At 34.5% G+C, this 21,666-nt stretch carries 23 protein-coding genes, 1 pseudogene and 1 riboswitch; of the genes and pseudogenes, 12 read left to right on the top strand and 12 right to left on the bottom strand.

The window, feature by feature from the left end; translation table 11 throughout:
• Positions 1-27: 27 nt before the first annotated feature.
• The 3 genes and pseudogenes from M1D60_RS12405 to M1D60_RS12395 all read right to left on the bottom strand — a co-directional run bounded on the left by M1D60_RS12405 (position 28) and on the right by M1D60_RS12395 (position 879).
• Positions 28-195 carry a hypothetical protein gene (locus tag M1D60_RS12405; RefSeq protein ID WP_456275195.1) on the bottom strand — a complete coding sequence of 56 codons (168 nt, stop codon included), beginning with the start codon at positions 193-195 and terminating at the stop codon, positions 28-30.
• Positions 196-210: 15 nt separating this feature from the next.
• Positions 211-285 (bottom strand): annotated as a pseudogene (locus M1D60_RS12400) (hypothetical protein); the annotation flags it as partial.
• 87 nt (positions 286-372) lie between these two features.
• Entirely contained in the window at positions 373-879 is a 507-nt protein-coding gene (locus M1D60_RS12395; protein WP_456275194.1) for an Hsp20/alpha crystallin family protein, read from the bottom strand.
• A 557-nt stretch (positions 880-1,436) separates the two neighbouring features.
• On the opposite strand from M1D60_RS12395, the gene M1D60_RS12390 reads away from it, so the two are divergent.
• Positions 1,437-1,853, top strand: coding sequence for a hypothetical protein (locus M1D60_RS12390; RefSeq protein WP_456275193.1), 417 nt, complete (start codon positions 1,437-1,439; stop codon positions 1,851-1,853).
• Between the two features lie 283 nt (positions 1,854-2,136).
• Here M1D60_RS12390 and M1D60_RS12385 read toward each other — a convergent pair whose 3' ends face one another.
• From M1D60_RS12385 to istA, 3 genes are read right to left on the bottom strand one after another with little or no spacing between them, the layout of a single operon-like run.
• Positions 2,137-2,457 carry a hypothetical protein gene (locus M1D60_RS12385; RefSeq protein WP_456275192.1) on the bottom strand — a complete coding sequence of 107 codons (321 nt, stop codon included), beginning with the start codon at positions 2,455-2,457 and terminating at the stop codon, positions 2,137-2,139.
• Between the two features lie 13 nt (positions 2,458-2,470).
• Entirely contained in the window at positions 2,471-3,244 is a 774-nt protein-coding gene (gene istB / locus M1D60_RS12380; RefSeq protein ID WP_456275191.1) for an IS21-like element helper ATPase IstB, read from the bottom strand.
• A complete protein-coding gene (gene istA / locus M1D60_RS12375) occupies positions 3,241-4,830 on the bottom strand; it encodes an IS21 family transposase (RefSeq protein WP_456275190.1) in 1,590 nt (529 codons plus the stop codon). Before istA ends, istB begins: the two co-directional genes overlap by 4 nt.
• A 218-nt stretch (positions 4,831-5,048) precedes the next feature.
• Here istA and M1D60_RS12370 point away from each other — a divergent pair, with 218 nt between their 5' ends.
• The gene (locus M1D60_RS12370; RefSeq protein ID WP_456275189.1) at positions 5,049-6,473 is read left to right on the top strand and encodes a hypothetical protein; all 1,425 of its coding nucleotides are present in this window, start codon (positions 5,049-5,051) and stop codon (positions 6,471-6,473) included.
• Between the two features lie 71 nt (positions 6,474-6,544).
• Here M1D60_RS12370 and M1D60_RS12365 read toward each other — a convergent pair whose 3' ends face one another.
• From M1D60_RS12365 to M1D60_RS12355, 3 genes are all read right to left on the bottom strand, one after another.
• Positions 6,545-7,003, bottom strand: coding sequence for a DinB family protein (locus M1D60_RS12365; protein WP_456275188.1), 459 nt, complete (start codon positions 7,001-7,003; stop codon positions 6,545-6,547).
• Positions 7,004-7,233: 230 nt separating this feature from the next.
• Positions 7,234-8,523: an NCS2 family permease gene (locus M1D60_RS12360; protein ID WP_456275187.1), complete on the bottom strand. Its 1,290-nt coding sequence runs from the start codon at positions 8,521-8,523 to the stop codon at positions 7,234-7,236.
• A 56-nt stretch (positions 8,524-8,579) separates the two neighbouring features.
• Positions 8,580-8,679: riboswitch (purine riboswitch) on the bottom strand.
• A 253-nt stretch (positions 8,680-8,932) separates the two neighbouring features.
• Positions 8,933-9,850, bottom strand: coding sequence for an aldo/keto reductase (locus tag M1D60_RS12355; RefSeq protein ID WP_456275186.1), 918 nt, complete (start codon positions 9,848-9,850; stop codon positions 8,933-8,935).
• A gap of 302 nt (positions 9,851-10,152) precedes the next feature.
• On the opposite strand from M1D60_RS12355, the gene M1D60_RS12350 reads away from it, so the two are divergent.
• Complete coding sequence (locus tag M1D60_RS12350) at positions 10,153-10,683, top strand: CBO0543 family protein (RefSeq protein ID WP_456275185.1); 531 nt, start codon at positions 10,153-10,155, stop codon at positions 10,681-10,683.
• Positions 10,684-10,829: 146 nt separating this feature from the next.
• On the opposite strand, the gene M1D60_RS12345 is transcribed toward M1D60_RS12350, so the two are convergent.
• Genes M1D60_RS12345 through M1D60_RS12335 form a run of 3 tightly spaced genes read right to left on the bottom strand, consistent with a single transcriptional unit; the run spans position 10,830 to position 12,596 of the window.
• The gene (locus M1D60_RS12345) at positions 10,830-11,717 is read right to left on the bottom strand and encodes a DUF4097 family beta strand repeat-containing protein (protein ID WP_456275184.1); all 888 of its coding nucleotides are present in this window, start codon (positions 11,715-11,717) and stop codon (positions 10,830-10,832) included.
• Positions 11,714-12,280 (bottom strand): HAAS signaling domain-containing protein, encoded by a 567-nt coding sequence (locus tag M1D60_RS12340; RefSeq protein ID WP_456275183.1) that lies wholly within the window; start codon positions 12,278-12,280, stop codon positions 11,714-11,716. The genes M1D60_RS12345 and M1D60_RS12340 overlap by 4 nt, the downstream gene beginning before the upstream one ends.
• Positions 12,267-12,596, bottom strand: a complete 330-nt coding sequence (locus tag M1D60_RS12335; RefSeq protein ID WP_456275182.1) for a PadR family transcriptional regulator — start codon at positions 12,594-12,596, stop codon at positions 12,267-12,269. Before M1D60_RS12335 ends, M1D60_RS12340 begins: the two co-directional genes overlap by 14 nt.
• A gap of 364 nt (positions 12,597-12,960) precedes the next feature.
• Between M1D60_RS12335 and M1D60_RS12330 the strand changes: the two genes are divergently transcribed.
• The 9 genes from M1D60_RS12330 to M1D60_RS12290 all read left to right on the top strand — a co-directional run bounded on the left by M1D60_RS12330 (position 12,961) and on the right by M1D60_RS12290 (position 21,481).
• Positions 12,961-14,172: an MFS transporter gene (locus M1D60_RS12330; RefSeq protein WP_456275181.1), complete on the top strand. Its 1,212-nt coding sequence runs from the start codon at positions 12,961-12,963 to the stop codon at positions 14,170-14,172.
• Positions 14,173-14,192: 20 nt separating this feature from the next.
• Positions 14,193-14,909 (top strand): DUF2161 domain-containing phosphodiesterase, encoded by a 717-nt coding sequence (locus M1D60_RS12325; protein ID WP_456275180.1) that lies wholly within the window; start codon positions 14,193-14,195, stop codon positions 14,907-14,909.
• 110 nt (positions 14,910-15,019) lie between these two features.
• Positions 15,020-15,154: a hypothetical protein gene (locus M1D60_RS12320; protein WP_456275179.1), complete on the top strand. Its 135-nt coding sequence runs from the start codon at positions 15,020-15,022 to the stop codon at positions 15,152-15,154.
• Between the two features lie 451 nt (positions 15,155-15,605).
• Positions 15,606-16,787, top strand: coding sequence for a sulfite reductase subunit alpha (locus M1D60_RS12315; protein WP_456275178.1), 1,182 nt, complete (start codon positions 15,606-15,608; stop codon positions 16,785-16,787).
• A gap of 264 nt (positions 16,788-17,051) precedes the next feature.
• Entirely contained in the window at positions 17,052-18,221 is a 1,170-nt protein-coding gene (locus tag M1D60_RS12310; RefSeq protein WP_456275177.1) for an MFS transporter, read from the top strand.
• 86 nt (positions 18,222-18,307) lie between these two features.
• Complete coding sequence (locus tag M1D60_RS12305) at positions 18,308-18,457, top strand: hypothetical protein (RefSeq protein ID WP_456275176.1); 150 nt, start codon at positions 18,308-18,310, stop codon at positions 18,455-18,457.
• A 307-nt stretch (positions 18,458-18,764) separates the two neighbouring features.
• Complete coding sequence (locus tag M1D60_RS12300; protein WP_456275175.1) at positions 18,765-18,944, top strand: DUF3934 family protein; 180 nt, start codon at positions 18,765-18,767, stop codon at positions 18,942-18,944.
• A 356-nt stretch (positions 18,945-19,300) separates the two neighbouring features.
• Entirely contained in the window at positions 19,301-20,914 is a 1,614-nt protein-coding gene (locus M1D60_RS12295; RefSeq protein WP_456279432.1) for a ribonuclease J, read from the top strand.
• A 114-nt stretch (positions 20,915-21,028) separates the two neighbouring features.
• Positions 21,029-21,481, top strand: a complete 453-nt coding sequence (locus M1D60_RS12290) for a CoxG family protein (RefSeq protein WP_456275174.1) — start codon at positions 21,029-21,031, stop codon at positions 21,479-21,481.
• Positions 21,482-21,666: the final 185 nt, after the last annotated feature.

Genomic DNA, 21,666 nt, shown 5'->3' with positions numbered 1-21,666 from the left:
ATACTAAAATGATAAAACCACCTGTTACTAGCTTGTAGCAGGTGGTTTTATATATTGATTAGAATATGGAATGAAATAATGTGTTGGGTACATGGCATAATGATACTGCTGCAAAGGATGATAGGATTGCTGGTAATAAGGATTATATTTATTAGTTATGTCTGGATCATTAACTGGAGACTGATAAGGACTCATATTTATATAAGACCCATCCCCATATGCACTCCCAACACCATTTGTAGTTTTTGATTGGCTAGACAGATCCTCGTAATTTCCCTTGCCAATAACTAAAGAAGAGGTACCTGATAAACTAAGAACTTTGAAGTTACCTATGTTAATTTCTATTTTTGGAATGTTCCTCTCCTCCTTTTGTTAAAAGTCAAATGGGATTTCAATTTCATCTTTTATTTTTATGAAAGTAAAGGAGAGCACACCATCTTCAAAGCTTGAAGAATAATCAGTGGTGACTACTGACTTTTTAAGGTGAATCTCCCTCTCAAAGTTATTTTGGGGTAATTCACTAGAAAGAAGTGTAGTTGCTCCTTCTGGTTTTATAGAATGTGATTTGAGGATTAGTTTTAAATCTTGGTCGTTCTGAAATTGTATTCTTGCGTATTTTATATCTGGTAATCCCGGACAAATAACAGATAAATATACAAATTTATCATTTTCCCAAACCTCGATCGGAATAACGGGTTCTCTTTTATTTTTCTTTACTCTCATGCCATGAATATCGCTCCAAAAATCTTCATTTAACATGGAGTGATATTGTTTTACCATTTTCTTCAAATCATAAAGATCTTCTGGATTAAACTGTGATTCAGGTATAGCGTTAAAAGGAAATCCGTCTTTTCCTTTAAAAAAATCCATTGGATTCATGTTGTTTGCCTTCCTCCCAAACTGTTCTCATTTAGCCTATTCAGGGAATTAGCTATTGGTTCAAGACAGAATGATTTTTATTAAAGGCTTTTATTAAAACTGGTTGTGGTACACCTTTACATATATATTGGCAGTAGCCTTAGTTACAAGACAGAATAATCAACAAACAATACCTCAGCTTTGAAAATTACATATATAAGAAAATTTCTATAGACACATGGTAATAAAATGGTAATTTTATAATAAAGGTAGTAAAAAATACAAGGGAAAAGAGGAATCTGTGTGACAAATACAGCTTTACTTGTTGTTGATGTTCAGGTTGGGATTATTGATCTAGAGTTTAAGGTTAATAATCTGGAATATTATGCTAAAATTAAATTAGAGAGTAATCATTAGTAACTAATTTGGTCACATTCTTCGGTTGTTCTATGTCTTATTTGATGAATTATTTATGTAGAAAATCGATATTCATCTCTAATAAAGGAGGGAATACCATTAACCAAAAAAGATTAATCACTTCTCTATTGGTTTTATGTTTCTTAATAGAGTTAGTCATCGTGTCTATAATGAATTCTAGATTTCTAATCTTGAAGACTTCAACTTATTATACGCTTATAATATTTCAGGTAGTTCTTCTATTTAACTTAAAAAGTGACAGAGTAAAAAGAATAATTATTTTAAACATCATCTTATTACTCCTCATTCCGACTTTGTTATTTTCAACTTTGCCACCTTACAACTATGAGAAAGGAAAAGACCTTATTGAAGAAGAATTAAAGGGGATGGAATATGCATTTATCCCTATAAAAAATAAAATTGTTCCTACTACTAAAATACTAAAATATAAATCGATTGTACTAACCAACGATTATTTTTACTATAAAGTGGAGGTTAATGGAAAAGAGTATTTTTATTCAGTAAGTCCTTTTGATGGTTCTGTCTTTGAACTTGAGAGAGACTTTTTTAGCCCTTAGAATTATGTAACTAGTGTAGTTTTGTTAATTGAAATGTATATTTTAGGACACCAGATGGGTATGTTGATTTAGGTAAATATCATTGGACTTCACTGACTCCAGGTAAATTAAAGTAGAATAAAATTGAAGTAACTTTGAGTGTTTGATTAAATCCGATCTTTGTTGAAGTTTTCATATTTTTTGCTTGTTACAAGGATGTTGTAATTGTCAACTCAAAATTCCACCAAATAATCATTTAAAATTCCCCCACCTAATTTTTCCAGTTAGGCAGAGGAACGACTTATTAAAAGGGCAGTTTCTCTAAGTGAACTTCTAATTGCTCTATTATTCTAGCCTTTTCATTCCGCAGATTTCTAATTTCGTTTTTTAGATTTTTATTTTCTTCAAGCAATCTATCGATTTTTGTTTTTTCATCAATTCCTTCTTCATAAGGAGTACCTTTCCATCTACACCATTCATTAAACTGATATAAATCTTCTTCACTTACAGAAGATTTTCTTTCGGTTTGACTTTCTATCAACCACTGCTGGACTAGATTCTCTTCGCACTTCACTCCATAAGACCGAAAGAAAATCATAGTCTCCACTGCTTCTAATCTTTTCATTAATAATTCTCCCTTACCCTAATTGTTGTTTTGCTAGCCACTCTTTTGTTTGTTTCATTCGGTAAGAGTTGCCGTTCATATTTACAAAATAACTTTGATGGGTCAACCGATCAATCATGGCAGCTGTCATAATCGGATCTTGGAAGATCTCTCCCCATCTCTCGAAGGATAGATTTGTTGTAATGATAGTTGATTTCTGTCCAGCCCTCAGTGAGAGGTGAGTAAACAATAACTCAGCTCCTTCTTTATCAAATGAGATGTAGCCCATTTCGTCCGCTATCACGAGGTCAAATCTCTCGAATCGGTTTTGAAAAGAACGAAGAGTTCTCTCAGATCGACATTCTTTAATCTGATTAATCAATAAGGGAACCGTAGTAAACCAAACCTTATAACCTTCCATGCAAGCTTTTAACCCTAAGCCTATGGCCATGTGCGACTTACCAGTACCTGGATTACCTGCTAAAATTAAGTTCCTGCCTTCCTTTATGAATTCTAGCGTTTTAAGGTGTTTATATTTCTTTTGGGCATCTTCAGGTAAATCTTCGACTGAAAGATCCTCTAAATATTTTTTATAAGGAAATTCTGCTCTTCTAATTCGATTATATTGTGCATTTTCCTGACGGAAATCCCATTCCTTTTGTAATAGTAAAGCTAGAAATTCTTCATATGATGTTTCTTTTTGATTCGCGTCTTTAATGACCTCTTGAAAAGTCTGTTTGATCATAGGTAACTTTAACTCACTTGTGTAAGTACAGATCTCATCGATTCTTTGTTTTGATTTGTTCATGCAATGGCCTCCTGTTTTCCTAGTGTCTCAATCTGGAATAGCTCATCATACTTTTTAAGGTGAGCAATAGCTTGATCATTTATTTCCTTTGATTCCTTTGAAATAGGCAGACTGGAGGATAATTTCGTTTTATTCTTTGCACATAAAACTTTAATCTTGTCTGTTGTTACATGCACAGGATTAATTCGGCGAAGCTCTTCAATACATTGTTCAATTTCACTAACACTTGATTCTCCTTTTAAATATTGTATTAACTCTACAAATTCTCTCTCGCGGCTGATATAATAAGTCTTGTATATATTTTTTAGTTTTTCGTCTGCCTGTTGTAATGCTGTGCTACCAGCTAATGCACCAGGCTTTTTCTTTATCGTTTCTAGATAATGTTCAAGTTGTAGCCTCCACTCATGACACCCAGTAAGACGGACATGATCAGCTATCTTATTCCCCTCATAGAAACAGAGAACTCGATTTGAATAGATTTTCACTGTTACCTTTTGTTCGACTAAATGATCAGGAACCGAGTAATGGCTTTGATCAATGACGACGGTTGAATATTTGTCCACGCGCACGTCTTGGACACGAGCTGCATCGAACGGATGGGGAAGAGGGAGGAAAAGTTCCTGTTCTAGTATGAGAGACTGTTTCGCAGTCTGATTTTGGTTGGATGGCTGTGGTTTTTGGTTAAGCCGTTCACAAACTTGATACAGATATTGATTTGCTTCTTCAAGGGTTTCAAAGGTATCACGGAACGCAAATGCTTTTCTTCGGATGACTTCAACGCTTCGTTCAACATGCCCTTTTTCATTTCCACGGCGAACGTTACAGAAGCGATAATCGAACCCATAATAGATTGATAGCTTTAAGAGGCCATCTGTTGGCTCTTTTTCTGTACCAACAAAGCGTTTAACAGCCACCCTCATATTGTCATAGACCATTGTTTTATATACGCCATCAGTTTCTTTAAAGAAGAGAACATGCGCTTCCTGGAAGCATTCCATCTTCTGCTTCGTAAATAAGAAGGCCATTCGGAAGTTCCCAAAGGCAGATGTAAATACCGCCATTTGAAGCTTTGTCCACTTTCCGTTTATGTTTACTTTCACTTCACCCCAATCAAACTCACAAATATCTCCTGGTAAATAGGAGCCTTTGATGAAAGCCTCTTTAACTTTCTTTTCTATCTTACGAATGGTTCGAAGAACCGTACTATAGCTAATTTCTATACCTTCGGCATCCAAAGCCTCATAGACGTCTATAGGTTTCTTTAATTGCTTTCTCAAACCCTTTTGCTTTTTCTCATCATTCTCCCTAAGATGATCCATAATTTGTTGTTTAATTTCCGTTGTCATAACTCGGCTTGTACGATTTTCTACTTTATATTTTGGAGATTCAACTAGTTCTTGTATCAGCTCCCCAACATGAATAGAATCTTTGTTTTCTTCAATTTCTTTCCGCCTGTCTTCATACTCATTTATGTATTTACTAACTGTTTTACGGTCAATTTCAAGCATTCTAGCAATCTCTCTCTGCGATCTGCCCTCCCTTAAATACATAAGTAGGACCTCTTGTTTCTTCTTCAATGTAATCAACTCTCCAGACTCCCCACATAATGAATATTTTTCTTTGTGGGATTATTATATACTGGGGGATTTTTCAATGACTACTGTGGTCCATTTTTAGGTTACTATAAACAGATGTCTAAATAAATGAATTAGTGTTGAGAAATGAGGGACAATACTAACTTATTTAAATGTTTTAACTCTCAAAGTGTTGTAATCGCTTAAATGTTTTGGAGGTATTTGTTGTAATGAGATTTGTATTTTTACTTGTATCTTTATTAGTGTTAGTTACATCATGCAGTAACACTAGTATAGATTCAATCTTAACGGTTAAAGAGATGGAATCTATAAAAGAGAAAATTGACTCAGATGAGGAAAAATGGCATGTTGGTAAAATAATCGATACTCCATTTCACGCTTATACAGTAATGGGAGAAGCTAATATAGAAGATCAACATACATCAAAAACAACCGGACCGATAGAAGTGTCGATTGGTGGAGCTTACGTTTTGTTTGAAGGAACAAAATATGCAAAACCAAAAAAAGATAGCAGTTTAAACTACTTTGTTGTCTATGAAATTACTATGGAAAATAGCACCAATGAAGATTACCTATTTGACCTATTTGGATCCATACCAAATCACGAGGCAAAACTCATGCTCAATCAAAATGAGGTTTCCCTTTCCGTAAGTAGTCTTCAATCGTTTATGGGACCTCAGATAGAGAGTCAATCTTCTCATCAAACATATCTATGGTTTCCTATTACTAGAGAAGATGTTAATAAGTTGAAGACTGCCACTTTACAAATAGATGGTCCATATGGTCCAGTATCAGGAGGAACTGAACTAGAAGAACTCGCTGAAGATGATAAGGTAGGGGAAGATTTAAACTTTCCTATTCAATTTACAAATGCAATCCCTACAGAAATAGAGGTTACTACTAATCAAGATATAAATTGGAGTGAACTCCCAGATGCCGTAATGGATGAAATTCACATGACGAAGGAGCAGTTTGATGAGTTCTTACTTCATATTTCAAACTCAAAGGATATAGTATCAAGTATTGAATGGATGAATGAACAAACCATTGAGGTGACGATTAATAATATAGAGGGAAGAAATAGTTTTGAGAATTTAATTAGGATTGACCTGTTGGATGGAATCCTTAGACCCGCCTATAAAAATTCAAAGTATTTTACTGGAGAAGAACCAACTTTTCGATTTGTGAATGTAAATAGTGAAATCATTGGTGAATATGATCTGCCATTTGAGAAGAGGGAAAGACAAGCACAAGAATTGGGAAGCTTTGAAATAGGTGATGTTGTGAATGATTACGGATTAGAGATACAAGTCTTAGACGCGTATTATACAGACTACCGTGATCCATATAGTGAAGAGGTACCAGAGCAAGTACTTCGTGTAGAATTTATGATTAGAAATAAGGATGATCGACCTAGAACAATAAGTTTTGTTGATTTTACTCTATTGGACAAAGACGGAGAGGAACTTGGCTTTTATCATGATATTGAGAATTTTAGAGAGTCTCCCAAAATTGGTGAAGAGTTCTACGGTGTCTTTCATTTAAGTGTGAATGATAATGAACCCTATGTGCTCAAATACAAAAATGTTTACGATTCAACAGCCACCTGGACGATTGTCCCCAGTTCTTACTAATGAAAGCTGGATACCAAAATTATTTGCAAAAAAAGGACAAAGACTATATTAGTTTTTGTCCTCATTTCATTCTATATAAACTTTTTAATATCTAGAATAGCCTGTAAATGCATACCCTCATGGAAAATAGTCCGAATTAACACTTGTTCGATCGTATTCATTCCCATCTCAGTAGGAGGGAATTGCTCTTCAAGCCTCTTACTATAAACCTCTCTAATATGAGCGGGTTGGTTTTCAAGTAAGCTCTTTAGTTCTTCTAAAGAGGGGGTTTCTGGTTGAAAGTTAGCTGGAGACGTTCCATAACCAAACCACTGATTAAACGATTCAGGTAGAACAGTTTTTTCTTTTGTAACGGCTTGTATCCATAAATATTGGTCCGTATAAATATGACCTAAATTCCATCGAATATTATTGTTAAAGCCACTTGGAATTAGCTCTGCCTCTTGTTCGGTTAATTGTCCTACTACACCTAAAATATCGGTTCGATAGCTTTCTAATTGATTAAATAATATTTCATGACGGGTTTCCATTAAAATCCACTCCTTAAATTTAATAAACAAATATTCGAACATAAAAGATTTATTTCCTGCTTTTGTTATGAAAATATGAAAGAAAAATCAAGAAAAAAGCTAAGAAGTAATTTTTACCTCTTAGCTTTTTCTTAAGTCTGTTTTTGTATAGATTGTTGCTTTACGTAAAAATCCCAAAAGCCGGATTTTTACCTTAGTATTAAGATGTTCCTATACAAAAAGAGCCTTTCTTAATGAGCAGGAAAGAAAATCATTTGGATTAGGAAAATCACACCGAATACATATAAAATAGGGTGTACTTCTTTCCATTTACCACTAACCACTTTCATGAGTGGATACGTAATGATTCCGATGGCAATACCTGTTGCAATACTAGAAGTTAGTGGCATTGTTAGGATAATTGCAAATGCAGGGAACGCTTCATCGAAAGTTTTCCAATCAATTTTAGAAAGGCCTTCCATCATAAAGCACCCGACGATTATCAGAACAGGTGCCGTTATTGCAGGTAATGCAGATATAGCCGAAATGGCAGGTGAAAAAAACATCGCAACTAAAAATAGGATGGCAACAATAATAGATGTTAACCCTGTTCTACCTCCAGCTGCTACTCCTGAAGAGGATTCAATATAAGCACTAGATGGACTTGTACCGAATGTAGATCCTACTGTGGTTGCTAGAGCATCAGCCATTAAAGCTGATTTTGCTCTTGGAAACTTTCCATTCTTTGTTAAGCCTGCTTGATCAGCAACTCCAATCATTGTTCCTGTTGTATCAAAAATAGTGACCAACAGGAAAGCAAACACGACCGTGTATAACCCTTCTGTAAAGACACCAGCTACGTTTAAATCAAGAAACACAGGAGAAGGTGGAATCGATACAACTCCTTCAAAATTAAGAAGGTTGGTTGAAATCCCAAGGATAGCAGTAACAAGCATTCCTATAAACAGCGCACTATTTATTTTTCTAGCTAGTAAAATAAGTGTTAAAAACAAACCGAACAAAGATAGTAGTGTAACAGGCTGATGTAAATCTCCAAACGTTACCATTGTAGATTCACTAGGGACAACGATACCAGCCATCTTTAACCCTATAAATGCAATGAATAAACCTATCCCAGATGTGATTCCATATTTAAGGGAATTTGGAATTGCCTGAATTAAGGTTTCTCGTAAAGAAGTAAATGTCATGACGATGAATAAGATCCCAGCTAAAAAGACAGTACCAAATACAATCTGATAAGATACACCTTGGGTTGCAACCACACTTGCAAAATAAGCATTCATACCCATTCCTGGTGCGATAGCAATAGGGTACTTTGCAAAAATACCCATATAAAGTGTTCCAACTACTGCTGCAATAATGGTTGCCATGAATACTTGATCAAATGGTACTCCAGCAGAAGATAGGATAGCAGGATTTACAACAATGATATAAACCATTGTTAAAAAGGTAGTAAAACCTGCTACGATTTCAGTTTTAACAGTTGAACCACGTTCTTTAAGATTAAATAACTTTTCCATAATAGCCTCCATTTATAAAACTTTAACAAGCACAAAAAAATCCTAACTACAAATGGGTAGAATAAATACCCATTCGTAGTTAGGACTTTACGGTTCCTTCTAGAAACCCTCAAACCATATCTTTGAGGATATACGAACAATTGGAAATAAGTATATAATTTTCATCACCTAGTGAATGATAATACAAACGATAAAGGTGTGTCAAGTTGTTATTGTTCGTGTTTAAGGGGTTAGATGAATAGGTTACTTGGAATCGTAAAGCTATTAAAGGATATAAGATATGAAAGAGTAGGCTTTCAGAGTCAGAACCGAGTTAATAAAGATGAACAAGCAATTTATCGATTAGAGATTTAGAGGTACCTAATTGATGAAAATTAGCACCCTCCATAAGGAGAGTGCTAGTTATCATTTATGGTAAAATATTTCCTGCTGCACGGTATATACTATACCATTCTTCACGAGTCATCTGTAGTTCGGTTGCTTTACAGCAATCCTTTAAACGATCTATGTTCATTGTTCCAATTACTGGTTGCATTTTAGCAGGATGGCGTAATAGCCATGCGACTGCAATGGTTGTATTGCTCACCCCGTATTGATCAGCCACTTCATTTATTCTTTGATTTAATTCAGGGAATTTTTCGTTTCCTAAAAATACTCCCTCAAAGAAACCATACTGGAAAGGTGACCATGGCTGAATTGTAATATCATGAAGCCTGCAATAATCCAAAATGCTCCCATCTCTGTCAACAGCCGCTTCATTTTCCATATTTACATTAAAACCATTCGAAATCATATTGGAATTTGTAATACTTAATTGAAGCTGGTTTGCTACAAGTGGTTGTTTCACGTATTTTTTAAGTAACTCGATTTGCATAGGTTTTTGATTAGATACTCCAAAATGGCGAACTTTCCCAGATTTTTCTAAAATGTCAAATGCCTCTGCAACTTCTTCTGGTTCTACTAATGTATCTGGGCGATGTAGTAATAGAATATCGAGATATTCGGTTTTCAATCGTTTTAAGATTCCATCAACAGAATCTAGTATATGTTCCTTCGAAAAGTCGAACATTCCATTTCGGATTCCACATTTAGACTGAAGGATGATTTTCTCGCGAATATCATTATTCATATGTATGGCATCTGCGAATATTTCCTCACAGCTTCCACCACCATAAATATCAGCGTGATCGAAAAAGTTAGCTCCTAATTCTAGTGCCGTTTTAACAAATTGCTCGGCCTCATTTTTTTGTAGTGAATTTATACGCATACAGCCTACTGAAATAACCGGTACTTCCAAAGAGCTCTTGCCGAGTTGCATGGTTCTCATTAATATTCCTCCATTTTGTTTAATGAAATAAGTGAATAATACATGGCTAGAAAGTCACAAGTATCCTCAATAAATGAAGGAAACCGGTTTACATTCTATGTACTATTACTTCTTACTACTTAATATTGACACAATAGTATAATCGGTATCAAGTTTTAATAAATTTGTGTTTTAGTAGAAGTTTTAATTGTTAAAAATGGTAAATTAAGCAGCTGGCATTATTTGGTTTACAATTATTGGATAAAAACTGACCGTTTGTAATAAAATGTAAATACTAATTCTCTAGGAGTTCAATCTAATCAATGTTAAATATAATTTATGCTTCTTTATGGTTGTTCGCATTATGGAAATGGGGAGATTGGAGAAACTGGAAAGTATATTACCCAACTTTCCTTTTCTTTATAATTGGTGACTTCCTTTATCTATATTTATTATCTGATGCATATCCAATGTGGAGATATAATCCTCCACCTATTGATAGGGATATGGGAATCACTAATTCACATGTTTCTTTGTCCATAATGGCTATTAAATACCCTGCGACTGTTCTTATCTATCTGTCCAATTTTCCTGATCAAAATAAACTAAGTCAAATTCTATATGTAGTGGGTTGGGTAGTCATTTACGCTGTAAATGAATTAGTTGATTTACACTTAGGGGTTATACAATACTTTAATGACTGGAATTTTTGGTGGTCTTGCTTGTTTAATGTGATTGTTTTTACCCTTCTGAGAGTTCATATTAAAAATCCCTTATTAGCATGGGTTTATTCTATTGGGGTTGTCATCACCCTATGGAATATTTTTAACGTACCTGATACGGTGTTTAGATAAGTAAAGACCAGTGAACTGAAGAAAATTAACTGCCTTAAGTAACGAGTTCTAACAAAGGAACGTTCCCAAAAAAGGTTCTGAACATCAATATAGATGATCAGAACCTTCATTTTAACTTTTTTTCAGACTAGTTTTGTTCTAGCCTCTTAATTTAATTGAAAATCACCTGATGACACTCGAATTTTCACTATGTGTTCACCACTACCAATTTTTCCAATAATCAAGTCTTCAGCTTTTTCCTCGTAAAGGACACCTTCTAAATTAATAATACCTTCGCCTGAACTAGACCGGAAATCTATAGCTAAAGAGCTCGGAATTTCTTTATAGTTTACCGTTACGTCTCCACTCGAAGCCTCCGCTATAAAGTCTCCAGAGATTTCTTGACTATCTAAGTTGATTTCACCTGAAGAGGTATTTACCATAATATCTCCTTCAACATCTTTGAAGGAAATATCACCGCTACTAGCATTTGCCTCGAACTGAGGGGAAGTAGAATCAATCACTTCGATACTGCCGCTAGATGCTTCCAAACTAATAGATGAAGCTGCGGAACTATCTTGCAAATTTATATCTCCAGAACTAGATTCTAAGACAAGGTGATCCGCATTCATACCTTTAAGTGTAATGTCACCTGAACTAGAATTAACATCAATAGAATGATAGCTTTTTTCAGGAAGATGTACGTCAAGAGTTAGGTCTGCAATTGCCACCCCAATATTAAAATATAGGTCAAGGTCAAGCGAAATAGTCAAGGTATCACCGCTTTCCTTTACCTCAAACTCGTATTGGTCCAGCACTTTTTCACTTACTTTACCATCTAGAATTACTTTTATCTTATCTTGATCTGTAGGTATCAGATTAATCTCCGGAGAAGAGGCATCTACCATTACTTTATTAATATCTTCTTTACTTTCATATTCTTCATGTAGACCTACCGTGTCAAAAGAAAACGTATCAGTGACACCGGCTGTAACGGCTGTTCCAAGAATTCCAACTAGTAATAAAATTAACGCAGTTACGACAATCCTTTTCATGCTGCTTCCACTCCTTTTTCGCCTTTTATAATTCTTACATTAAATCTGATATACGTTAAAATAGTGCGATATAAAAATTTGCCGACGTAAATCATAGCAATGCTTAGTAAAATTCCTAAACTACAAGTAACCATGGAAGCAAAAGTTAGAAATACTACGTCTTCAAAACCGTTAAAAATAATCGACCCAATAATCGCAAGAGGGGAAATCGTTAAGATGAATGCAGTTGCACATAATCCAACATAAACTCCAAATATCCCAAGAACAGGACCGAGAATAAAAACTAGATTGAAAAAACTCAAGCTTATAGTTGCAATGACTGCCTTTGTAATATTAGGGAGGGACTGGTCACTTTCAGCTCTTGTAATCCGATATTCAGCTAATAAATCTCTTGCTATGATGTTAGGGTCGCCTAATTCATCAATCATTTCTTGTTCTGATCTGCCGTTTGCAACCCCAATTGAAAAATGCTCTTCAAAATCATAAAGCATTTCTTTTCGGTCCTGTTCAGGTATTTTACTTAGCAATTCATTTAGTCTTTTTAAAAATTTATTGTTCTCCAATTTCGGTTCCCTCCACGATAAATTCATTAACTGCATTTGAAAATTGACGCCATTCTTTTACTAAGAGTTTCATATATTCCCGCCCTTTGGTACTAAGCGAGTAATATTTTCTAGGTGGTCCTTCAGAAGATTCTGCCAAATATGTGGTGACGTAATCTTCCTTTGTTAATCTTCTTAATAAAGGGTATAGAGTTCCTTCAGCAACCTCGATTTTATTCGAAATATTTTGTGCAAGTTCGTACCCATACTGATCTTTATTTGAAATTAGAACTAACACACAAAGCTCTAGAGCACCTTTTTTAAATTGAACATTCAAATCTTATTCACCTACATTTCATGATCCAAGTTGTTTATTCCAAATAATTCCTTTGCCTTTAATAGAATATAACAAGGTAGTGAATAATGCAAGGTACTAAACAATATATTTTGAAAAAAATTACAAATTCTGAAATGACGTAGTTTTAAATCCTTCTCCTTATCCTAAAAATATGTCATCAAATGATATAGATTGTTTGTTAGAATATAAAAGATGAAAAAATAAAGTTGTTTTTTATATAAATTACTAAGATTAACAAGATCAGTTGATTTCCGCTACAATCAACTCTAGCGATTAACACAGTTACATTAAAAACAATATTCATTACTAAATGAGACTAATAGAAAATTTGTAGGAGTACTCAATGAACTTATCAACCATTTCAACACATAATATAAGAATCATGTTTTGGATTCGCTTTTTTGGAACCATTAATTTTATTGCGCCAGTTTTAACTCTTTTTTATTTAGGAAGAGGCTTGGAAGCTTCTCATATTCTTTTATTACAAATATTTTGGAGTGGAGCAGTACTTATTGGAGAGGTTCCCGGAGGTATTGTAGCAGACCGTTTTGGTGCCAAGATTTCATTTTTAATAGGTGTGGTTCTAAAAATTGGTAGTCTAGTGTTATTAATCTTTGCTTATGAACCATGGATGTTTTTCTTGTTTAGTGCAATAAATGGATTCTCTGTAACCTTTTTCTCTGGAGCAGATGAAGCTCTTGTGTATGAATCGCTTAAAGAAGACAATGATCACCATAGAATGGACAGAGCGATGGGGAAAATTCAATCGGCAGGATTTGTGTCAATGATTCTTGCTGTTATCTTTGGAGCATATTTTGCAAAAGACCTTCAGGATAACCAGTTTGTCTTTTTAATTATTTTTGGGGTGATGTTTCATTTAATTGAACTTGTACTCATTTTCTTTGTTAGAAACCCTAGTAACTATGGAATGTACCGAGAAAATCCGTTCAGACAAGTTGCTTCTGGTGTGAGGGCAATTAAGAAAGCACCTACGTTATTATTATTATTTATCAATTTTACACTCGTATTTATTCCGGCTGATTCTGTGTATGAAGCATTTAATCAACCAATCTTTACGGAGGCAGGTTTACCGGTCGTAATGATAGGAGTTTTGTATGCCCTAGCAGCCGTTCTAGGTTTTATAACATCACAATCAGTGGGGTGGTTTACCAAGCATTTTTCTAGAAAATTGTTGATGAATATCACTGGCAGCTTGGCCGCTTTAGGCTTATTGTTATCCGCTTTATTAGGAGAGTCATTATGGTTTGTTATCGGAGCCTTTTTCATACTAAGAATGGGTCAAGCCATTAGAAGGCCGATTTATTCACAGTTAAAAAATGATCTGATTCCTTCAGAAATTCGGGCAACTACTTTGTCGTTAATTTCTGTTTTGGATTCAGCATTTGATTTAATTATTTTTGGTTTATTATCAGTTATTGCATTAAAGGGTATAACAGGGATTTTATTGGCAAGCAGTTTAATTGCATTGATAGGAACGTTAACTCCTATTCAAACGAAAATGAATCGTAAAATGTCAGAGCATAAGACAGCGTAGAGTATGGTGGTGTAATACATATGACAGGTAAGAAAAAACTTCAAGAGATTGATTTATATAAACCTATCCAACGAAATTTTGTCCGGGAAGGGTATGAGGTTTACGGTGAAGTAAAGGATTGTGATATGGTTGCCTTAAAGGAAGAGGAACTTATAATCGTCGAATTAAAGTTGAATTTAAGTGTGGACCTTCTAGTACAAGCGACTAAACGGCAGCGCATTTCTGATTTGGTGTATATTGCCATTCCAAAACCAAGTTATAAACTCCGCTCAAAGCGATGGACTGACCTTTGTCACTTAGTGAAGAGGTTAGAGCTTGGCCTGATTATTGTTTCTTTTTCAGGTTCTCGAAAGAAGGTAGAATTCGTTCTACATCCGACCAGCTATGAAAAATCAAAAGGGCGTAATAAGCAAAAAAGAACGACCTTGTTGAAAGAAATCAATGGAAGAAGTGCTGACTATAATATAGGTGGAAGCAATCGAACAAAAATTATGACAGCCTATAAAGAAAATTGTGTCCAAATCGCCTGTTATCTAGAACACTATGGCACCTTATCTCCAAAGTCATTGGTTGAATTAGGTGCAGGTCATAAAACTTCGTCTATTTTAACTAAGAATTATTACGGCTGGTTTGAACGTATAAAACGAGGAGTATATATGATTAGTGAGAAGGGGAAGGAAGAGATCAAGCAATATCCGGAATTAGTAAATTACTATGCAGACAAGATAACTACTTGAAAAATTTGTCCCAAAAGAAAAAAATATAGATTTTTATTTATTGAGAACATTTTTATGATGTTCAGCATATATTAACTTTCGTGTGAGTATATGTTGAAAGGATGATCCTTATGAGTAGTAATCAAACCAATAGTAGTTCGTCTAGTAAGATTTGTACAGATTCTGGTTATAAAATTGTACAGATAAATATGTCAGACTCTACTGAAAATCTATATGCAGTTGTTACACCCGTTAAAATTAAATAATTGCTTTGAATAGGAAACTGTACTTAGGTTATTAAAAACTGTAAATAAAACCAACAAAATGCATAGAGAAACATATGCATTTTGTTGGTTTCTTTATAATGAGAAAAAGCCTTATATTGTTTTTTAGGAATTTACTCAACGCTAATTTAAATTTAAGGTTTTAGTGGATTGATTTGTTCTTTTAAGAGGAAAATGAAGGTTGAGGGAAAGTAAAGATTAGACAGCATATTTAATTGTCTTATTTAAGCTTCCAAGTTACTAAGCTTTATTATTTCAAAAAAGTATAAATAGTTTGTACTTTTCTGATCTACTTTATTGACGGTATCATGGATTATATATACTATAAATATGATGATATTATCTATGATTTGGCAATTCGTCTAGAAATACCCGACAGAATTCTAAATTACATGCTATTCTTATATTAGACAATTTTTATGAGGTGAAGCTTATGGAACGCACTGCAATAAAAAATAATGATGATACAAAAGAAGGTAATAAAGTGACTTATACAAGAATGAATCCATTTCAAGCCAAGGTTCTCGAAAATATAAATTTAAACAAAGAAGGTTCAAGCAAAGAAACAAGGCATATCGAACTTTCCTTAAAGGATTCTGGATTATCGTACGACCCAGGTGACTGTCTAGGGATTATCCCAGAAAACTCCGAAAAACTTGTTGAACTATTAATTTCAGAAATGAACTGGAATCCAGAGGAAGTAGTAACGATTAATAAGCAGGGTGAAACACTTCCGTTAAAGGAAGCATTAAAAGCGTATTTTGAAATTACATTATTAACGAAAAAGATACTTCAACAGGCTGCTGAATTTACAGATAACAGTGATTTGAAGGAGCTTGTAAAAATTGAAAACACAAGCCAATTAAAAGAATATATGGATGGCCGTGATTTACTTGATATGCTTCGTGATTTCGGACCTTGGAATGCGTCAGCACAAGAAATTACTTCCCTTTTAAGAAAGATGCCTCCTAGACTATATTCTATTGCAAGTAGTATTTCTGCTAATCCTGACGAAGTACATTTAACAATTGGTGCTGTTAGGTACACTGCTCATGGACGTGAGCGTGAAGGTGTCTGTTCTGTTCAATGCGCAGAACGTCTTCCAGTAGGAGAAACAATTCCTGTTTTTGTTCAACAAAATAAACATTTTTATCTGCCAGAGTCTCGAGATATTGATATTATCATGGTTGGGCCAGGTACAGGTATTGCCCCGTTTCGTTCATTTATTCAAGAACGTGCAGTTAATCCTGGAAAAGGTAGATCTTGGTTGTTCTTTGGGGATCAACGTTCAACAACCGACTTCTTGTATCAAGAAGAATTAGAAAAATACCAGGAAGATGGTATTTTAACTAATCTAGAAACGGCATTTTCACGTGATTCAGACCAAAAAGTATATGTACAGCATAAGATGGCTGAAAATAGTAAAGAGTTATTTGATTGGTTAGATAATGGAGCATACTTTTATGTGTGTGGAGATAAACAATTTATGGCAAAAGATGTTCATGAAACCCTCATTAGCATTATTGAAAAAGAGGGCGGGATGAGTCGTGAAGATGCAGAAGCCTATCTTAATGACATGCAAAAGCAAAAGCGTTATCAGCGAGATGTTTATTAATAAGATCGTGATCGCCCTTTAAAGAAGACCATATTATCAATCGAAACGATAATGACTTCATACTATGCGGTATACCGAATAGTATGAAGTCATTTTTGTATCGAAAAATTTACATTTAATTAGATTGAAGTAAATTCATTATATCTTTATAATAAAACGTATTGGTTAAAAGCTATGAAACTACATTCCAAAAACGGAAACCGGTTTCCGAATAAAATCATCATGTGTAAACAATCTTGCAACGAAAGGCATGTGAAACACTACATGAAAACAACAACACCGCTCAAATTATTTTTATTCTTTGTCCAAGCCACTGGTTTTATTTGTACATCCTATTTACCGCTCTATTTATTAAGTAAAGGGTATACTCCCTCACAAGTTGGGATCTTACTTGCAATTGGACCGTTTGCAGCTATTATTTCCGAACCAATGAGTGGGTATTTTAGTGATAAGCTAAGAAGTATCAAAAAAGTGTTATTTGTTAGTATCGTGGGAATGCTTATTTCTGGAATCATTTTATTTCAACTGGATCATTTTGCAACAACAGCGTTACTCATTTATTGTTTATTCTTCTTCTTAGCTCCATCCGGTTCATTAGGGGATAGTTTATCTCAAAAAACCGCTAATGATTTAAATGTTTCTTTTGGGAGTATCCGCATGTGGGGTTCGCTTGGATTTGGTATTGCTAGTATCGTAACAGGTTACCTCTTAACTTGGATTGGAATTGAAAATATTGTCGTACCATTTGCGTTCTTTACTGGAATTGTTTTAATTATTTGTTTCTTCCTAAAGGATGTAAAAGTAAAAGATCTTTCTGACGATACAGGGGTAAGTGTAAAAGATGCATTACTACTTATGAAAAATAAACCATTTATTTTGTTTCTCCTAATTGTTGTGTTAATTACGTTAGGGCATAGAGCAAATGATATTTATTTAAGTGTTTTTATCAAAGAACTTGGTGGAACTGAAACACTAATTGGATGGGCATTCTTTTGGGGTGTAGCAACTGAGGTACTTGTCTTCTTTACTAGTCATTTATGGTATCGTAAATTTAAAGATCTTACGTTTATAATTCTTGCCGCTGTTCTTTATGCTATTCGATTTGTAGGAATGTCCTTTGCATCGACTCCACAAGAACTTGTTCTTTATCAGTTATTCCATGGTTTTACATTTGGAATTTTCTTTACTGTAGCCCTATCTTATGTTTCAAAAATTGTTCCTGTACGACTACAGTCGACCGGACATCTCTTATTGATTACAGTATTTTTCGGATTATCTGGTATGGTAAGTGCATTCTTCGGCGGAATATTAATAGAGTCATATAGTGTTTATACTCTTTACTTCTCAATTGGTGCAGCCGCACTAATTGGTGGAATCCTTTTAATGATTTATAAATATGCAGTTAAGACCGATATACCTGCTGAATCAGCCTAATCAAAATTAGTTAAGTAAATCTAGTCTAATCTAATTGTCCAAGATGAAATCTCTAAGATTTCATCTTTTTTTATTCTTGGAAGAGGATGATTGTAAGTGCAATTTTAATTCTTCCAGATGCCGTATTTTTTAGTGGTTATCCACTATTTGTATGGGTTATTTTAGTACCCTTTGTTCCGTTATTACTAGCGTTTATCTTTTATCGGCAATCACATGGTGAACAAAATGTTCATTAAGCTTGTTAAACTCACTTTAAGAGAGTGTAGCTTTCTTTAAAAGTTCTATTTACTGAGTGATTGTTAATTATCGGTTGATGATAGTAAACATATAGGGTGATTTTACTTCAGGTGATTAGAGGAATTACACATCTTGTTCAAAATTTGTAACACTTTAGTCGATTTAGTTAACATTCATGTCTTCTTTTTCCCCTTCTTATTTGGTATCTTTAATAGGTCCCTTTATCGAGGGGGAGGTTTTTAATGTAGTTGGTTAAGCTAAATGTACCTACAAAGATTAACCAACTATTTTTGAAGGAGTGATAGTATGAGCAAGGCTAAGGCTAAAGGTGGAACAGGAAGAGGGACTGGTAAAAAAGGTTGGAATCGCTGGCAGGCTGCTGCTAAAAAAGCAAAGAGTGCCAAACCTTATGTAAGCAAAGGGACTTCGAAAAAAGCAGCTACGAGTTCTTCAAACGAAGATATTGAACAACGAATTGAAAAATAAAGATTTATTTTAGAATATTATGAAGAGTTGGAGCAAAACCAACTCTTTATTTTGTTTAAAACCTTATTTGTATATCTATAAGAAAGAACTTATAATCCCTACACAAAATCAGCAATCGTTTCTCGTAAGATTAGATTTGTATCATTGTTTTCCTCCTTGAGTGAGTATGTCCGTGTTTACTAAGTAACTGAAGATTTTTAAACTCTACTAATGGATTTCTGATTAATGACATTCAATCAGGACATACTATCAGCAAGATTATTCATATAATGGGAGGAATAAATTTGGAATCACTGTCACAGCAAACTGAATTATCGGTTTATGCCTTAGGTGGCTTGCATGAAGTGGGAAAGAATATGTACATAATCGAATACGGGGATAATATTTTTGTGATTGATTGCGGGAATAAGTTTCCAGATGAGAGCCTATTAGGTATTGATTTAATCATTCCTGATATTACATACCTTGAAGAAAACAAAGATAGGGTGAAGGCCCTAATTGTTACACATGGACATGAGGACCATATAGGTGGCATACCTTTCTTTTTAAAAAAATTAAATGTTCCTGTATATGGAACACGTTTTACATTAGGATTAATTGAACTAAAGTTAAAAGAACATAAAATTTTAAGAGAAACAGAATTAAATGAAATTAATTCAGAAGCTAATTTGAAATTTGGGGAAATTGGAGTGAGCTTCTTCAAAGTTAATCACAGTATTCCTGATTGCCTCGGTATTGTTTTTGATACCCCAGAAGGGAAAGTTGTTCACACAGGTGATTTTAAATTTGATTTAACCCCAGTTAATAATCAGCATTCCGATATTCATAAGATGGCTGAGATTGGCAGAGAGGGTGTATTACTACTATTATCAGAGAGTACGAATGCAGAGCGTCCCGGATCCACACCATCAGAGGAAATGGTCGGTAGACATATGGATGAGGCTTTTTTACGTGCAAAACGTAAGGTGATAGTTTCAACCTTTGCCTCAAATATAAGTCGTGTTCAACAGGTAATAGATTCTGCACATAAGACTAATCGGAAACTAGCACTCCTTGGTAGAAGTATGGTCAATGTAGTTGAGGTTGCTATGGAACGCGGTTATCTAGATGTTCCAGATGGCATGCTGATTAATCAAAATGAAATAAATGATTTTGCTCCAGAGAAGTTGGCAATCTTATGTACGGGTAGTCAAGGAGAACCATTAGCAGCACTTGCTAGACTTTCGACCGGGAATTTTAGGGGTGCTGAAATCTTACCAGAGGATATGGTAATTCTTGCAGCAGGCCCAATCCCAGGTAATGAAAAAAATGTAACACGGGTTATTGATCAATTATTTGCACTTGGTGCTAAGGTTATTTATGGTTCAGGTGTATCAACAGGTATGCATGTTTCTGGTCATGGGTACCAAGAAGATCTGAAGCTCATGCTAACCTTAATGAGGCCAAAGTATTTTATCCCAATTCACGGTGAATATAGAATGTTATTTAAGCACCGAGAATTGGCTGAAGCGATTGGAGTAGAAAATGGTCATTGTTTTATTTTAAATAATGGCGATGTAGTTGATATTAAAAATAAAGAAGCACGGCACACAAGAAAGATAGCTGCAGGTAATACGTATGTCGATGGAGTCGGTGTCGGTGATGTAGGTGACGTTGTGTTACGAGATCGTAAGCAACTTTCCGAGGATGGGATGTTAGTCATTGTTTTAACGATGAGTAAGTCAGAACGAAAGCTGCTATCAAATCCTGATACCATTTCGAGAGGATTTGTGTATGTAAGGGATTCTGAAGAGTTACTTGGTGAAGTAGATCGTCTAATCAAGAGGACAGTAAATGATTTTCAAGCACAGCATAAATCGTCTCACCATTGGGGTGCTCTAAAGCAAGAGGTAAGAAAATCGATAGGAGAGTTTTTATTTCAAAAAATCAAACGTAAACCAATGGTTCTCCCAATTATTATTGAAGTATAAATAGTTTCATCAATCTTTTCGAATAATGTCCACCACCAAACAATATATTGATAAAAAACACATAACAATGGTTATGTGTTTTTTGTTTGAATATAACAGCGAGGTGGGAACTTAATGAACGGTAACGGAAGTATTATGCTAGATGCCAGTATAGAAAAAGCCTGGGAGGGCCTATTTGATCCCGATATTCTAGAAAAGTGTATGATGGGGTGTAAAAAGTTAACCTTAGTAGATAAAAATACGTATTTAGCAGAATTAAAAATTGGAGTGCCACCTGTAAGCGGCAAATACGAATCTAATATAGTTACAGAAGAAGTTGAAAAACTAAAAACATACAGATTAATAATTAAAGCAGAAGGTGATGCTGGTGGGGTCGAAGCAACGAGCCTAATTAATTTAAGTAAAGAAGATGGTAATAAGACACTCCTTAGCTACAGCTTTAATGCGGAGGTAAATGGTAAAGCGTCTAAGGTAGGTGATCGTATCTTAAAGGGTGTTGGAAAAATACTTATTCAGGACTTTTTTAAAAAATTTGGGAAAGAATTAAAGAAAACTTATAGTGCATAGTAAGAAGCCCCGATACCTTAAAACAGGTGTTCGGGCTTTTTTTTTTTTTAGTCTTTGAGAATTGTAAGGAGCAGATTCAAACAAACAAATACATTTTTTTACAAAATCCCTCAATTATTTTGTTATAATAGTAATTAAGGGAGGGAATCAATATTAACATTCCAACTAAAAATGAACACTACAAA

The sequence above is a fragment of the Bacillus sp. AK128 genome, assembly GCF_053903075.1.
Note: the sequence above shows the minus strand (reverse complement) of the source record. Positions and strands in the feature narration are given on the sequence as shown.

What these genes read in the sequence shown, in the direction of transcription:
- M1D60_RS12295 (WP_456279432.1), top strand. Translation starts at nt 19,301, where the DNA reads ATGTACATAATCGAATACGGGGATAATATTTTTGTGATTGATTGCGGG.
- M1D60_RS12345 (WP_456275184.1), bottom strand. Translation starts at nt 11,717, where the DNA reads ATGAAAAGGATTGTCGTAACTGCGTTAATTTTATTACTAGTTGGAATT.
- M1D60_RS12290 (WP_456275174.1), top strand. Translation starts at nt 21,029, where the DNA reads ATGAACGGTAACGGAAGTATTATGCTAGATGCCAGTATAGAAAAAGCC.
- M1D60_RS12395 (WP_456275194.1), bottom strand. Translation starts at nt 879, where the DNA reads ATGAATCCAATGGATTTTTTTAAAGGAAAAGACGGATTTCCTTTTAAC.
- M1D60_RS12330 (WP_456275181.1), top strand. Translation starts at nt 12,961, where the DNA reads ATGAACTTATCAACCATTTCAACACATAATATAAGAATCATGTTTTGG.
- M1D60_RS12310 (WP_456275177.1), top strand. Translation starts at nt 17,052, where the DNA reads ATGAAAACAACAACACCGCTCAAATTATTTTTATTCTTTGTCCAAGCC.
- M1D60_RS12370 (WP_456275189.1), top strand. Translation starts at nt 5,049, where the DNA reads ATGAGATTTGTATTTTTACTTGTATCTTTATTAGTGTTAGTTACATCA.
- M1D60_RS12365 (WP_456275188.1), bottom strand. Translation starts at nt 7,003, where the DNA reads ATGGAAACCCGTCATGAAATATTATTTAATCAATTAGAAAGCTATCGA.
- M1D60_RS12325 (WP_456275180.1), top strand. Translation starts at nt 14,193, where the DNA reads ATGACAGGTAAGAAAAAACTTCAAGAGATTGATTTATATAAACCTATC.
- M1D60_RS12405 (WP_456275195.1), bottom strand. Translation starts at nt 195, where the DNA reads ATGAGTCCTTATCAGTCTCCAGTTAATGATCCAGACATAACTAATAAA.
- M1D60_RS12300 (WP_456275175.1), top strand. Translation starts at nt 18,765, where the DNA reads ATGAGCAAGGCTAAGGCTAAAGGTGGAACAGGAAGAGGGACTGGTAAA.
- M1D60_RS12355 (WP_456275186.1), bottom strand. Translation starts at nt 9,850, where the DNA reads ATGAGAACCATGCAACTCGGCAAGAGCTCTTTGGAAGTACCGGTTATT.
- M1D60_RS12350 (WP_456275185.1), top strand. Translation starts at nt 10,153, where the DNA reads ATGTTAAATATAATTTATGCTTCTTTATGGTTGTTCGCATTATGGAAA.
- M1D60_RS12360 (WP_456275187.1), bottom strand. Translation starts at nt 8,523, where the DNA reads ATGGAAAAGTTATTTAATCTTAAAGAACGTGGTTCAACTGTTAAAACT.
- M1D60_RS12385 (WP_456275192.1), bottom strand. Translation starts at nt 2,457, where the DNA reads ATGAAAAGATTAGAAGCAGTGGAGACTATGATTTTCTTTCGGTCTTAT.
- M1D60_RS12320 (WP_456275179.1), top strand. Translation starts at nt 15,020, where the DNA reads ATGAGTAGTAATCAAACCAATAGTAGTTCGTCTAGTAAGATTTGTACA.
- istB (WP_456275191.1), bottom strand. Translation starts at nt 3,244, where the DNA reads ATGAACAAATCAAAACAAAGAATCGATGAGATCTGTACTTACACAAGT.
- M1D60_RS12305 (WP_456275176.1), top strand. Translation starts at nt 18,308, where the DNA reads ATGATTGTAAGTGCAATTTTAATTCTTCCAGATGCCGTATTTTTTAGT.
- M1D60_RS12315 (WP_456275178.1), top strand. Translation starts at nt 15,606, where the DNA reads ATGGAACGCACTGCAATAAAAAATAATGATGATACAAAAGAAGGTAAT.